The following is a 13,700-nucleotide window of genomic DNA, read 5'->3' on the forward strand; positions in this document are numbered from 1 at the left end:
GACGGCCCATAAGCCGGCTGTGAAACAACCGTTATGTTCTGGTTCCTTCAGGAGATTGCGGTATTATATTTACTAAATGAGGACGTGAGGTTATTATGGCCATCATCAACCAGACCAACCGGACCCTGCTGATCGAGGAGATCAACCCGGAAAAGCTCGACCTGATTACCCTTGTAGGGGACGTAAAAGGGCTGGACAGCCTGAGCGACGAGGTAATCAAGGAGATCAATGAGCATCTGCTGGTGCACAGCTTTGACGAATTCCTCGAAAAGTTTGATCCGGTGGTCTACAACTTTTTTAATGCGAACAACCAGAAGGTGATGTACACCCTGAAAAAGCCGGAGACCATCCCGGCAGAGATGCTGACCGAAATCCATCTCAACCAGCAGAACGATTTCCTCAAGATGCTCATGACCCTGATCGAGACCAAGCGTGCGCAGGGCATCATCAATGTGGACTTCAAGTTCGAGAACCTGACCGATCTGATCTCCCCCAAAAAGGTGATGGATGACATCCGGCAGGAGCGCAAGGAGCTGCGGCATGTCTACAAGCAGTACGCCCAGCTTGAGGATGGGGACCCGCACAAGCTGGACATTGCGGATAAACTGAATGTCATGTTTGAGGAAGCGTCGGTGAACTATAACAATGTTATGGCCATGCTCCCGCTGGCGATCGAGGACATCAAGACCCGTCTGCTGCTCGGGGACGGCTCCCAGCAGCAGGACAATACGCCCCTTGCGCTTGGCGTGCTGAGCATGGGGGAAAACGGCGAACTCAAGGTGCTGGAAGCGCCCAAAGCCGAGACGACCGCCCTCGCAACGCTCGATGACAACATCAACACCGGCCTCATCGCAGCGGTAGAGGAGGATTACGAAGCACTGAACGGGGACAGCAGCAGCACCTATGTCAAAGCGCTGGTATCCCGCACCTTCTGCCCGCTTCCCTCCACGATGGTTTCCACCATCGACGTGGCACAGGAGGTCGCCAACTACAACTCCTATCTGGAATTCTATAAGGCCGCGAAGGATGATTTCATCAAGACAGTCAAACCGCTGATCGAGAAAATCCTGGGGGTCTGGGCGTTCTTCGAGCAGACTCCGCGGAAAAAGGTCAAGGACATGCGCCCTTCGATGCTGATTGCGAACACCAATAACGAGATGCTTGCCAAGACCACCAACATCGTCCGCCTGCAAACCTACCTCAACTCCACCAACGCCAAAAACGATTTCCACAATACGGTCTGGTACTGCATCATCCCGTCGGTTTCCCTGAACCAGAATTCCAAGATGAAGCTCACCCGTGAGCGGTTTAAGGGGAACAAGGAGGTTGAAAAGACCGGGCTGGTCAGCATGGAGTCCCTCTCCCGCACCCTCCAGGTGCTCAACGACTACAAGGTGCAGTGCTTCTTCTGCTACGAAACGGGAGACAAGACCACCTTCAACTATATGGCGACCGAAGGAATCGAAAAGTTCGAGGAGCGATGCGCGCCGCTGATCGGGAAGCCGTACAGCGAGATGGCGATTCCCTGTATCCCCAATTTTACCATCATCCCCAAGGACAAGTCCGGCGTGATCCTCGACAAGAAGATGCTGGTCACCGAAGACAATGTCGTTGAGCTGTCCAAAGAAAAAGAGGACATCATGAAGCTCTGGATCGACGGGGTTTACATCGGGGCGGCATTCATTGCGGCCGGCCTGGTTTCGGCCTACCAGTCGGCGGACTACCTCAAGGAGAAATTCCGCCGCAATGTCAATATGGAGCTGCCGGGGGTGCGGTTCGACATTGAGGCAGAGGACCACGCACTGCGGGTACATACGACGATGGCCAAGGAGATCACCGGTTTTACCAACAGCATCAAGGCGGATATCAACCGCAAGAGCTTCGGGTTTGTGTTCAGCTCGGAAAACGCGCTGCTCGACGGGATTGAGGTCACCAACATCATGGTTTACAAGGCCCGCAGCCTGCTGCTGGACGGTTCGGTCTACGAGCCAATTTACAAAACGCAGGTTACCACCTATATTGAACGGGTTCTGCGCCATGCCACCGGCGACTTCAAGCAGGACAACATCATCAGCTTCTTCTCAAACAACCCTGCCAGCCAGAAGAGCCAGTGGGTGAAAAATAAGGAGTATATCAACGCGATCCTTGGGCCTGGGGATGACGTTACCTTCTCGATCGACGAGGCCAACGGCATCTGTACGCTTGACATCACCTTCAACGGGAACGTCAGGAATCTGGATGTGGAGATCAACCGCAGCACCGCATCGGAGCGCGCGTAATGCCGGCATTCTGGTGGACAGAGGGTTCACCTTCAGGATCAGACCACCTGGAGCCAGCCTGTTGTTTCCAGGTGCTTTGACGATATTATTATTTTTAGAAACGGAGGAAATCTTATGGGTTTTAGACTGGAAGTAACCGGAGGAGACCCGATCAAGTTCGACGAGCGGGCGATTATCAACGCGGAATTCTCTTCGCTCTCCCCGCACGACAGCAACGCCCGCGCGACCGACTACGGCATGGAACTGAAGATCTGGGGCAAAATGCTCTTCTCGCTGGGCGGGCAGGAGTCGGACAGCACCCTGAATGTTTCCAAATGGTCGCGGCTGCCGTCTGAGGACGCGCTCTGCTACCGCAGCGCAAAGCTGGATGTCATCGCGGCAGGCAACGTGGTGCGCCAGTTTGAGCTTCCCCATGCGTTTGTGATGGACTACACCGAGGAGCTGGACGACGAGACCGGCGTGGGCACCTTCTATCTGCACATGAAGCAGAAAAAGGATCAGACCCGGCAGGTCAAGCTGGAAGGCGGCTTCGCAGGCGAATAAGAAAAGGAGGAATGGTGAATGTCTCTGAGAGTAACAGTTTCTGGCGGCGGCGGGGATTTTGAGATCGCAAAGGAGTGTGTCCGTTCAGTACGGATGACCACCGACATCCCGCTGAATTCGGATGCCCGCACAAAAGACGTGGGCAGCACCCTGATTCTGAAGGGCAAGATTCTTTCGGCTGTGGACGGCGACCCGTTCGACAGCACCCGTCAGATGGCCCTCTGGTCCGCGGTCCCGGCCGAGAAGGCAGCGTGCTACCGCAATGTCACCGTTGAGGTGATCCAGGGCGGAATCATGGAGCGCAAATACACCTTCCCGAACGCGTTTGTCGTGGACTATCAGGAGCACTTCGGCGATGTGGAAGGCACCGGCACCTTTACACTGATGCTCAAGCAGAAAAAGGACAAGCTGAACAATGTAGCAGTGGAAGGCGGATACCCCGCTGTATAAAACGGCAAAAAGGGCGTGTCTGGGCAAAATCCGGGCACGCCCCCTTTCTGGCGCTCCAAATGAAACAGGAAATGGCGGTACCGCAGTATGAAAGACTATTATGGCATATTGGGAGTAGCAAAAACGGCGACAGCCGATCAGATCAAAAAAGCCTACCGCAGGCTTGCCAAGGAAAACCACCCGGACCTGCATCCGGGCGACCGGCAGGCTGAAGCGCGTTTCAAGGAGATCAACGAGGCGTATTCGGTCTTGGGGGAGGAATCCGCGCGCGGGCGGTACGACGCCGACTGCGCAGCCGAAGCCCGCAAAAAACAGGCGGCAGAAGCTCCGCGGCGTCCGCAGGCGTCCAGGGCGCCGGTGAACCCGAATTTTGATATTTCCAATATGGCACAATCCATGGGCCGGGGGTTCGAATCCTTCTTCGGGTTCAACCCGGAAACCGGGGAGATCACCAACGAGGAAAAGCTCAGCGGCAGCGGTTCCAAAAAGAAACAGAACCCGCTGGATATGAGCCAGATGTTCGAGCGTTTTATGGGGTTCAAGTAGGGGTGGGAAGATGAACAGGAACTGGATGTTGGACTGGTCGATCGTTGCGACCGCGGCTGCGGCGGGCATCCTTTCATGGTGCTATCTCGAGCCGTCTTCCCTGCGCCAGGCCGCCCTGCTGGTGTTCGGCCTGACTGCGCTGGGGTACCTCATCCTTGCGGTCCGCAGGGACCACCGCTCTCCTGTTTTGCCATCCCCGAATGGCACCAGCCGCGGCATCACCGAACTGGCGCTGCTCAGTGAGGAGGGGACCGAGCTGGCGGTGTGGGACCTTTACGGCCGGACCGCCATGCTGATCGGCCGGGATGTCGGGGAAAACGACGTGGACGTCAACCTTGACAACACCGTCTATGCAGGGATGATCGACGTGGAACACGCTGTGCTCAACTACACCGCTGGAAGCTGGTATGTGGAGGATCTCAATTCCCGCAACGGGATTGCCGTACAAAAAGCGGCGGACGGGAAAAAGTACCGGCTCTCCGCAGATAAGCCCTGCCGGCTGGAAAAAGGGGACATCCTTTTTGTCGGCGGCCTGACAAGGCTGGCAATCCGGTAATTTTCAGAAGAGAGGAAGAACATGCATGAGCAACATGATCCGCTGCCAGAACGGGCATCTGTTTTCATCGAGAAGATATGGCACCGTCTGCCCTTATTGCAACATTGAAACCGCTACCCCTGAGCGGCAGGAGACCGGTGCGCGCACCGAAGAGGAGATCGAGGAAAAGCTGTTCCTGGAGGAGATCGAGCCGGTCTGCGGATGGATCGTCTGTATCTCGGGCGCGCGGCAGGGGAAGGACTACAAGATCAAGACCGGCAAGAACTTCATCGGCCGGGCGGATGATATGGACATCCAGATCCTTGGGGACAACGCGATCTCCCGGCGCAACCATGGGATCGTGGTGTTCGACCCGAAAAAGAAGCAGACGGTGCTGCTGCCCGGGGACAGCAACGGGATCGTCTATCTGAACGACGACGCTGTTTATACGCCGCAGGTGCTCAACCCCTATGACATCATCGAGCTGGGGAAAAGCAAGTTCCTGTTTATCCCGTTCTGCGGGGAGCATTTTATGTGGGAAGATCAGAAGGACGCATAAAGAATCCGGGTTGCGGGAGCTTTTGCAGGGGCGCCTTGAACAGGCGGACAAAACTTTTGCGTATGACTTTGAAATAGACGCGAATCATTCGGGAGGGAAACAGTTTGAATCTGCCGGTCCATGCCATCGCGATCCTTGGCCTTACCGCACTTCTGGTCGTTTTGATCGTCCTGCGCGCCCGCCCGAAGAGATATCCGGCGAAGCCGGCTGCCGACATCGGGAAATGCATGACCATCGGGCACCGGGAGGTGCAGGAGGACAACTGTGCGGCAGAGGTCACCGACGCCGGTATTCTGGCGGTCCTCGCGGATGGTATGGGCAAACGGTACGGGGGCAGGGTCGCCAGCCGGATCGCAGTGCAGATTTTTTCCGACCTGTTTTTGGACTACAACGCATTTGACAACCCGCAGTACTACTTCCGCAAGGCGTTCCACGCCGCCAACCGGCAGATTCTAGAAACGGTGGACGAGCAGCGCGGGTCGGCGAGTGTCGCCGCTGCCATGATCCGCAGCGGCAAACTCTATTACGCGCTGGCCGGGGATGTGCGGATCGCGGTGTTCCACAGGGGGGACCTGGTCCCGGTGAGCGAGGGCCATACGGTGGATGTGCTCGCCCAGCGGGAGTTCCGGCGCGGCAGGCTCACCCGTCAGGACGCGGTCGCGATGCTGGAACGGCACCGGCTTTACAACTATGTCGGGCAGGATGGGTTCCGGGACATCGAATTTTTCGATACCCCGCTCACGCTGGATGCACAGGATACGGTTGTCCTGATGAGCGACGGGGTCTACGACTGCCTGGCATGGCGGGAGATCGAGGAGGTACTCGAGGGCAAGGGGAGCTGCCAGGACAAGGCGCTGGAGATCATCCAGCGGATCAACCGATGCCCGGTCGAGGATAAGGACAACGCCAGTATCCTGCTGGTCCGGCCCTGACCCTGGTGGGGAGCCGGCTTTCAGGGGATAGGATGAACGATGCGCCCTGCCGTTCCCGCAGCAGGGGAGAAAAAGAAACACCGGTGAGGTAACAAGATGAGGAAGCTCAACAGCGAATTCCATACCGCGTTCATCTCCGAAGCGGGCAGCGAACTGAAAAACAACGATTACTTCGGGTTTGTCGAGCTGGATAGATTTGCCTGCTATGTGATTGCGGACGGGATCGAGGATTTCCCGGGGGCGGAAAGCGCAAAACTTGCCATCCAGAGCGTGATCCTCAAGTTTCATGAGCATCCGTCGATGAAAAAAAGCGCAATCCGAAGCTACCTCTACGCCGCCAACCAGGCGCTCCTCCAGGCGCATAGTAAGAGCCGGCTCAAGGCGTCGATCACGGTGGTGGTCACCGACTATGCCAAAATGCGCTATGGTTCCGCCGGGAATACCCGCTTGCGGCTCTACCGTGAAGGGATGCTCTGGCAGCAGTCCTCCGATATGTCGCTCAGTCAGGACCTTGTCGCGGCCGACCGGCTTGCACAGGACCTGCTTGCCCGGCATGATGAGCGCAACAACCTGTATTCCTATCTGGGGCAGCCAAGGGAATTCCGGCCCTTTATCTCCAAAAAATTCAAGCTGACCGATACCGACATCATCGTGCTCTATACCCGCGGAATCTGGGAAAACCTCGACTCCGGCGAGCTGGATGACATCTTTTCCGAGGCGCAGGACGACCCGCAGAAAACCCTCGACGATGCCGAGGATATGCTCATGTCCAAGCAGCCCCGCGAGCTGGAAAATTACACGCTCGCGGTGGTCTTTGTCGATAAGGTGTTTACCGACCCCAACCACCGGCGGCGGGTCAAACGCTGGATTATCACCGGGGTGGTCGTATTCCTGGTGCTTGTGATCATCATTCTGGTGGTCTGGCTGGTGATGCGCAGCCGCGCCCACAAACGGGAGGACATGAACGCCTATCTGGAAAGTATGTCCGCTTATGTCAAGGATCAAAACTTTACAAAAGCGCAGTCCGAGGCAGAAAAGGCTGGAGAACTGGCCAGAAAGCTCCGGGACAAGGAGAAAAAAGCGGACATCGACGCCTGTCAGAAGCTGCTGGACAGCATCATCAACGCGGACGGACTGCTGGCGGAAGGCAAGTATGAGGACGCACAGCAGGCCTATCTGGCCGCGCTCGACCGGGCGCGGAGCGCCCGCCAGATGGGTAAGGAATACATCGAAAAAAATCTTGCGCAGACAAAGGATTACATAGAAGTATACGACCTGATCTCGGACGGCGACCTGCTCTCCGACCGGGAAAATTATCAGGCGGCCGAGCAGAAATACAAAGAGGCCAAAAAACTGGCGGCAGACATCTATTTCACGCAGGGCAGGAAGGACGCTTCCGAAAGCCTGGACAAGGTCTACCAGGCGCTTTCCGATCAGGCGGATGCGGACAAGGAAGCCCAGCAGGAAGCGCAGGAGCAGGCGCAGAAAAAAGCGGAAGCCAGCACCTCGGCTGCTGAACTGATCGCGCAGGGGGACAAGGCCATGCAGGAGGGGGATGCCGAGGGCGCGGCGGTGGCCTATACGATGGCCAAGCAGAAGCTGGATGAGATCGAGGATGGCGCGGGCGCCGCCAATGTGGACCAGAAGCTGAACCTCGCCAACAAGCAGGGGCAGGAAAGTGAGATGCTTCAGGATGTAGCGGATAAATACACCAAGGCGGGCGAACAGGCTCTGGCCAGCGGGGACCCGCAGAAGGCCCAGGAATATTACAACAAGGCCAAAGGGATTTATGCGGAGCTGGGCATGGAGCAGATGGCCGATCTGATGGAAAACAAGCTGGAGATGGACGATCCGGAAGCGGCACAGGCGGTCGCGGAGGCAAACGGTACCGCCAATACCTCTGGAAAGACCACGGCAGGCAACGTCGGGGGAATCAACCGGCTGACGATCGGCGAGCGGCAGGAGCTGCTGCGTACGGCCAAGAGTGCAGTCAAAAAAGGGGACGAGGCTTATGACGGCGGAGAATACATGAAGGCCAGACGGTACTACCGGGATGCGCGGGACTGCTATGAGGAACTGGGCATGGACAAACTGGTGGACCAGATGGAGGACCGGATTTCCGACTGTACCAATGCCTACGATCAAGAGGTCGAAACCGATGTCAGCGACCTGAAAGAGCGGTATGCGCAGGCGCAGCAGTATGAAGATCAGGGGGACGCGGCCCTGTATGCGGGAGAATACGACAGGGCAATCTCCCTGTATTATCAGGCCCGGACGATCTATTCCGAGCTGGAGCTCTATCAGCGGGTTTCCGACGTGCAGGCCAAAATCGACCGGGTCCAGCAGGGGATGGCCCAGGCGGACAAAGCGAACGCCTATGCGGCGGATGGCGACAACGCCATGGCTGACGGGCAGTATCAGGACGCGATCGACGCCTATCGGAAAGCGCGGGCTATCTATATGGAGCTTGGGCAGCAGACGCTGGTCTCGAATATGCAGGAGCGGATCGAGACCGCGCGCAAAGCATTGGAGGCAGGCAGTCCGGGAAAACCGCCTGCTTCGGGGGATGGCCCGGATGACGGTACCCCGGAGGGCACACCGGATGGAAGCCTTTCATAAAAACCAGAACCCATATTCACAAGCGTTTGGCGCTGCCTGGGCAGGTCTTTTACCGGTCTGCTTCGCGGAAACACCGCGCAGTATGTAAACTGTACTGCCTGCGTTTTTCACCTTGCGGGGCGGCAGAAGTTCCCGTCCACCCGGCTCTCTCGATTCTGAATGAGGATTCTGAGATCAACAATGTCAGGAGGATTTTTTATGTCGCAGAGATACTACGCGCTGGATTCCATTGAAAACCTGTTGGAGGAATTCGACCGGCTGTATGGAAACAAACCGGTCGAAAGGCAGAAGGCGGAACTGAATCAGGCACTGGCAGACATTGCGGTGATCCGCAGCCGGGGTACCACGCTCAAGGGGAATACCCGCAGCAGCCTCAAGAAGCAGATTGAGGAAAAGCTACGGTATCTTTGAGCGTCCAAAAGGGGCTTTTTCTCCTGTAAAAAGCCCCTCGCCGCCCTTTGAGCGGCAGTTCATCCGGAAAACTGCCGCTGTTGCGGTGTGCATAGGCCAACCGGTGCAATGCGCCGGCTCTTAGGCTGGCGAGACTGTTTCGTCTGGAGAAAAGCGGGGAGGGGGAATCGGGATGCCGGAACGGGCGGGGACGGACGATGGCCGTTTGTTTGAATATCCGTTCGACTTTGAAGCCTACATACAGGAGCGGATGAAAGAGATCGACGATTGGGACGAGCGGCGGTTCGCCAAAACGGTCCTGCTCGACGGCCTGCTCCGTGTTATGCGGGTAACCGAGGAAAAATACCGCAGGCTGGAGGAGCGGGTTTACAGCGAGATTGAAAACGAGATCAGCCGGTATGCGATCCAGTCAACGGTCATCAGCCGCGGGGACTACGATCCCACCAACACCACCCTGTTCCCGATCTGTATGGACGATCTCGCTCCGCCGGCGCCCGATCTTGCGTCTGTGCTCGAAACGGCGGGCCAGGGGGATGCCTGCCCGCTCGAAACGCGCTATTTCCGCTGTGATGCGGCCGCCTGCCGCAGGCTTGGGGAAAGAGCGGTCTTTCGCGGCAGCATCCAAACCGATCAGGGAAGCTGCCCGGCCCGGTTCCGTCTGACGCGTGCCCGGCGGTATCGGGACGCGCTCTCCCATCTTTACGACCTGTTCCTTTACAATGCGATCCCCTGGACGACGGTCAACTCCTGTTATCTCGACAAGTTTTTTGACCTCTCTCTGGAGGCTGTGGAGGAGGAGCCGGGTCCGGACGCAAAATGGCTCGGATTCCAGGTCGATCTGGAGGAATGGGAGCAGTTTGCACAGCCGGACCAGATTCCGCTCTGGAACCTGGAAGAGATCAGCTTCAGCAGCAAAGATTTTGTCATGCCCTGCATCGACAGCCGGGACTACGAGCACGAACTGCCCATCGCAGAGTTCGGGGAGGAGAACGGCTATCTGGTGGAGCGGAACACCGAGATCACCGGCATCCGCCGGGAGCCGGGCAGGATTCTCCTGCGTTCCCCCAGCGAGACGTTCGAAAACTGGGTCGGCTACCGGGTGGTGCCGGGGCCGTCCACACACTCCCTGCGGTACGCGGACCCGGTTGTGAGCAACCGGAAAAAACAGACCTTCCTGAGCAGCTGTATCAACCATCTGGGGGGCAGGCTGCACACGCGTGCGGACCTGTTCCGCCGGGTGGAAGAGCTGGAGATACAGGAGTATATCCGTGTCAAGGGGTTCAGCCTGCTGGATGCGGATGCGGATTGCCCGCCGCTTGACGACATGAACTGGTTCGCCAAGGATGAGCTGTTCCCACTGGATAAACGGCGGATTCTGTACATAGAGTTTACGGCGAACGACCCGTCCTGCTATCTCAACGATGCGATGGTGCAGTTTGTGGTTTCCCAGATTCAGCTGGATGAGGGCGAATACCGCTGTACGGGGGTGCTCGTATGAACTATCTCTGGGAGGTTGCGCTCCGGGCGGACCAGCTCGGCGTCCCGCGCGAAAAGCTGCGGTATACGCCCGCGCGGGTCAGCAGCCCCTATATGGAGGCTGCGTTTGAAAACCTGAACCAGAGCCTGCTGGAGGACCCGGTGGTGGAGGCGAACCCTCTCTACCGGTTTTCCTCGATCTTCAGCCGGCTGTTCGACATCAACACCGAGGGCCTCGAGCAAACCCGGCAGGTTTTTTTCGATGTGGTCATGCAGTATCTGGTCCAGCTCGACCTGCGCCAGGGGCTTTGCCGGGAGGAATATTACCTGCGCTTTCTGTTGAAGGATTTTCAGGACGGGGTCTGCGGCGGGCGGTATGCGGAGGCAATCCGGCAGTTTTCAGGTCCGGAGCTGCGGCCGGTGCTCTCCTGCATCCTGCGTCTGTGCCAGTGCGGCAGCTCGGTCGCCCTGTTTCGCAGGGCGATGCGGGCGGTCTACCCGAATTCCCTGGTCTACGCCAGCAACGATACGGCGCGGGAGCTGCTGATCTACATCGGACACCCGGAGACCGGCTGTGAACAGCAGAAGGTGGATTTCCTCATCAATGTGTTCCTGCCGCTGAACTTCACCACCCATCTGTTCTGGGAGCGTCATTTTGGGATCGTGGATGTGGATGTGACAATGGAACTCGACGAAATGGTACTATTTTGAGAGGGCGGTTGGATTCATGGACCGATATGGATATGTCATCTCCCGGGAGGGGCTTTCGTCCGGGGGGAAACCCAGGCGGTATGCGAAACAGGACCTGGAGCTGATGACCACCCATCAGCTCCGGGAGATCTGCCGCACCGAACGGATCATCTCGGGTGTGACCGACCCGCTCGACAAGGACGACCTGATCCGGGTGATCCTGCGGTATCGCGGCGCGGACGAACATCTGTTGATTACCCGGCACAGTGCGGAAGGGATGGAAGCGCTCCAGCGGATGGTCTCACGGGTGCATCTGCATCTTCAGACGGATGTGCGACTGACCTGCAACGCCAGTATTGCCGTCTATCAGGGCTGCGCCGTCGGTTATTACGACCGGCTCACCATCCCGTATGACGCCCGTCTGGCGGGCACCAATGTGCTGGTGGTGAGCGGCGGGCAGATCTGCGGGATTCTGAACCTTGTCGCCAAGGGTACGGACACCGATCTGCTCTATCTGACCAAGTCCACAGAACTGCCCTGCCGGGAATCCCCGGTCAGGGATTACAGCCTTTACTGCATGGACCGCGCCCACTCGGCGATCCTCTACCGGATTTACAACGGTGACTACGGTTATCTGCCGGAACACCTGAATGTATACCGGATTCCCCTGCTCGATTTTTCTGTGCGGGAGCCGGTGGAACTGAACATCCCGCTCGCGATCGACTTCGGCACCAGCAGCACGACAGCGGGCGTCTATCTGGATGACCTGTATTTTGAGCGGATCGGGATGCAGCCCGGCCAGCTCGGGCTTTTGGCCAACCAGCCCAACTATGCGGTGTTTTACGATGTCACACAGGATTTTCGGGAGACGCCGCTGCTGCCCAGTGTGGTGGGGGTGCGCTCGGTCGGGAACGGTCAGCCCCGGTTCCTTTTCGGATATGAGGCGGTCCGGTTCGCCGGTTCCAGCTATATTGACGAGGGGTTCTGCGTCTTTTACGATATCAAACGATGGGTCCGCGATCCTGAAAAAAGCGAGGAGATCGCCGACCGGGAGGGCCGCAGGGCATCCATCCCCCGCAAACAGATCCTCCGCGCCTATTTTGAATACCTGATCCGGGAGGTTTGCAGCCGGTTCAAATGCCGGGTCTCCCGCATCCATCTTTCCAGCCCGGCCAAACAGAAGCATCTGTTCCAGCAGCTGTTCTCCGACCTTTTGCCCAACTATGCGGTGGAGCAGGACGGGATGCTCGACGAGGGGATGTCGGTGCTTTACAACACCATCTCCGGGATGATCGTACAGGGGAAAACACGCGAGGGCGCCGAGTACCGCGCTTTGGTGCTCGACTGCGGCGGGGGGACCACCGACCTCTGCTCCTGCCGGTTCCGGGTGAGCAACCGCCGGGTATCCTACCGGATCGACCTTCAGGCCGCCTACGAAAACGGGGACACCGATTTCGGCGGGAACAATCTGACCTACCGGATCATGCAGCTCTTGAAGGTCCGGCTGGCGGAACAGCTCGGGGAGCTTCCCGCCGGACGGTCGGAGGCGCTTCTCGAGGCGTTCGACCTCGACGTGTTCCGGTATGTGGACGCCAACGGCGCGGAACCGCTCTATCAGGAGCTGGATGCGGCGTACCATGCGGCGGAGCAGGTGGTCCCGACCCGCTTCCGGGAGTACGAGACCCTCAGTCGGGCGGACTACTACAAGGTGAAAAACAACTTTTACCTGCTCTTCGATGCCGCCGAACGGATCAAAAAGGCGTTCTACAGCCGCCCGATTCTACAGGTAGCGCTCTCCTCCAGACCGGCGGAGGATACATCCGGCACCTGTCTCCCGGTGGACAGATGGAAACTGACCGTCCGCACCGCGAGCGGGCTTCAGACGGTCCGGGAGTTCCCGGAGATCGGGTTCAGCATCCATGAGATCAACCGGCTGCTCAAGGGGGATATTTACGGGATTGTCCGCCGGTTTCTTGAGCCGATGTACGAGAGCGGCGAACTCGAGGACTATGCAATCATCCGGCTGACCGGGCAGTCCTGCCGGATCGAGCTGTTCCGGGACGCGCTCAAGGAGTTTGTCCCCGGTCGGATGATCCGTTCGAGGCGCAGCGCGGGCGGCCCGGCCGACGACCTCGAACTCAAGACAGCTTGTGTCAACGGCGCGCTGAACTATCTCAAAGACCGCAAATACGGCTTTGCGGATGTGTCGGTGCGGAGCGAGCCGCCCGCCCTGCCCTACCGCATCACCGCCTATACCCACACCGGCAGCGAGGTGACGCTGATCCATGGGCTGCAGCGGTCGGAGGACGCAGGGCATATCTCCCGCAACATGGACGACCTGACCCTCCAGCTCTATCTCAAGGATATGGATGGGCGGGTGCGGCACAGCTTCTCCTGCCACTGTGGCCTGGAGGAGTTCCGGGAGGTGTCCGACGAGGAGATCCGCGCGCGCTATGAGGGGAAGATTCCCCAGCGGGATACAGACGATATCGTGGACCGGGAGGTCCGGTTCTTTGTCTGGGCCAGGCCGCTCCGCTGGGGTTATCTGGTGGTTCCGGTCTACCGGAACGCCGAACGGCTGATGCTCGGCAGGGAACAGTTTTTCCCGTTCGAGCAGGACGGCTGGGTGTTGGATTTCTTTGATGGGGCCAAGTAACCGC

General features: G+C 58.2%; 12 protein-coding genes. All 12 read left to right on the forward strand.

Annotated features, from left to right (window positions below):
• Positions 1-95 precede the first annotated feature (95 nt).
• The 12 genes from C814_RS12055 (at position 96) to C814_RS12105 (ending at position 13,696) form a co-directional block, all read left to right on the forward strand.
• Positions 96-2,279, forward strand: coding sequence for a hypothetical protein (locus C814_RS12055; protein ID WP_016315580.1), 2,184 nt, complete (start codon positions 96-98; stop codon positions 2,277-2,279).
• A 114-nt stretch (positions 2,280-2,393) separates the two neighbouring features.
• Positions 2,394-2,822 carry a hypothetical protein gene (locus C814_RS12060; protein ID WP_016315581.1) on the forward strand — a complete coding sequence of 143 codons (429 nt, stop codon included), beginning with the start codon at positions 2,394-2,396 and terminating at the stop codon, positions 2,820-2,822.
• 18 nt (positions 2,823-2,840) lie between these two features.
• Positions 2,841-3,272, forward strand: coding sequence for a hypothetical protein (locus C814_RS12065; RefSeq protein ID WP_016315582.1), 432 nt, complete (start codon positions 2,841-2,843; stop codon positions 3,270-3,272).
• 87 nt (positions 3,273-3,359) lie between these two features.
• On the forward strand, positions 3,360-3,818 hold the full coding sequence (locus C814_RS12070; RefSeq protein WP_016315583.1) for a J domain-containing protein: 459 nt from the start codon (positions 3,360-3,362) through the stop codon (positions 3,816-3,818).
• A gap of 10 nt (positions 3,819-3,828) precedes the next feature.
• Entirely contained in the window at positions 3,829-4,374 is a 546-nt protein-coding gene (locus C814_RS22250) for an FHA domain-containing protein (protein ID WP_016315584.1), read from the forward strand.
• Between the two features lie 25 nt (positions 4,375-4,399).
• Positions 4,400-4,912 carry an FHA domain-containing protein gene (locus tag C814_RS12080; RefSeq protein ID WP_016315585.1) on the forward strand — a complete coding sequence of 171 codons (513 nt, stop codon included), beginning with the start codon at positions 4,400-4,402 and terminating at the stop codon, positions 4,910-4,912.
• A 104-nt stretch (positions 4,913-5,016) separates the two neighbouring features.
• On the forward strand, positions 5,017-5,844 hold the full coding sequence (locus C814_RS12085; RefSeq protein ID WP_016315586.1) for a PP2C family protein-serine/threonine phosphatase: 828 nt from the start codon (positions 5,017-5,019) through the stop codon (positions 5,842-5,844).
• A gap of 96 nt (positions 5,845-5,940) precedes the next feature.
• Complete coding sequence (locus C814_RS0104520) at positions 5,941-8,463, forward strand: hypothetical protein (protein ID WP_016315587.1); 2,523 nt, start codon at positions 5,941-5,943, stop codon at positions 8,461-8,463.
• A gap of 198 nt (positions 8,464-8,661) precedes the next feature.
• The gene (locus C814_RS12090) at positions 8,662-8,874 is read left to right on the forward strand and encodes a hypothetical protein (protein WP_016315588.1); all 213 of its coding nucleotides are present in this window, start codon (positions 8,662-8,664) and stop codon (positions 8,872-8,874) included.
• Between the two features lie 172 nt (positions 8,875-9,046).
• On the forward strand, positions 9,047-10,372 hold the full coding sequence (locus tag C814_RS12095; protein WP_016315589.1) for a hypothetical protein: 1,326 nt from the start codon (positions 9,047-9,049) through the stop codon (positions 10,370-10,372).
• Positions 10,369-11,061, forward strand: a complete 693-nt coding sequence (locus tag C814_RS12100) for a hypothetical protein (protein WP_016315590.1) — start codon at positions 10,369-10,371, stop codon at positions 11,059-11,061. Before C814_RS12095 ends, C814_RS12100 begins: the two co-directional genes overlap by 4 nt.
• Positions 11,062-11,077: 16 nt before the next feature.
• Positions 11,078-13,696 (forward strand): acetate and sugar kinases/Hsc70/actin family protein, encoded by a 2,619-nt coding sequence (locus tag C814_RS12105; protein ID WP_016315591.1) that lies wholly within the window; start codon positions 11,078-11,080, stop codon positions 13,694-13,696.
• Positions 13,697-13,700 lie beyond the last annotated feature (4 nt).

It is taken from the genome of Anaerotruncus sp. G3(2012), assembly GCF_000403395.2.
Classification (GTDB): domain Bacteria; phylum Bacillota; class Clostridia; order Oscillospirales; family Ruminococcaceae; genus Anaerotruncus.

What these genes read in the sequence shown, in the direction of transcription:
- C814_RS12055 (WP_016315580.1), top strand. Translation starts at nt 96, where the DNA reads ATGGCCATCATCAACCAGACCAACCGGACCCTGCTGATCGAGGAGATC.
- C814_RS12060 (WP_016315581.1), top strand. Translation starts at nt 2,394, where the DNA reads ATGGGTTTTAGACTGGAAGTAACCGGAGGAGACCCGATCAAGTTCGAC.
- C814_RS12065 (WP_016315582.1), top strand. Translation starts at nt 2,841, where the DNA reads ATGTCTCTGAGAGTAACAGTTTCTGGCGGCGGCGGGGATTTTGAGATC.
- C814_RS12070 (WP_016315583.1), top strand. Translation starts at nt 3,360, where the DNA reads ATGAAAGACTATTATGGCATATTGGGAGTAGCAAAAACGGCGACAGCC.
- C814_RS22250 (WP_016315584.1), top strand. Translation starts at nt 3,829, where the DNA reads ATGAACAGGAACTGGATGTTGGACTGGTCGATCGTTGCGACCGCGGCT.
- C814_RS12080 (WP_016315585.1), top strand. Translation starts at nt 4,400, where the DNA reads ATGAGCAACATGATCCGCTGCCAGAACGGGCATCTGTTTTCATCGAGA.
- C814_RS0104520 (WP_016315587.1), top strand. Translation starts at nt 5,941, where the DNA reads ATGAGGAAGCTCAACAGCGAATTCCATACCGCGTTCATCTCCGAAGCG.
- C814_RS12090 (WP_016315588.1), top strand. Translation starts at nt 8,662, where the DNA reads ATGTCGCAGAGATACTACGCGCTGGATTCCATTGAAAACCTGTTGGAG.
- C814_RS12095 (WP_016315589.1), top strand. Translation starts at nt 9,047, where the DNA reads ATGCCGGAACGGGCGGGGACGGACGATGGCCGTTTGTTTGAATATCCG.
- C814_RS12100 (WP_016315590.1), top strand. Translation starts at nt 10,369, where the DNA reads ATGAACTATCTCTGGGAGGTTGCGCTCCGGGCGGACCAGCTCGGCGTC.
- C814_RS12105 (WP_016315591.1), top strand. Translation starts at nt 11,078, where the DNA reads ATGGACCGATATGGATATGTCATCTCCCGGGAGGGGCTTTCGTCCGGG.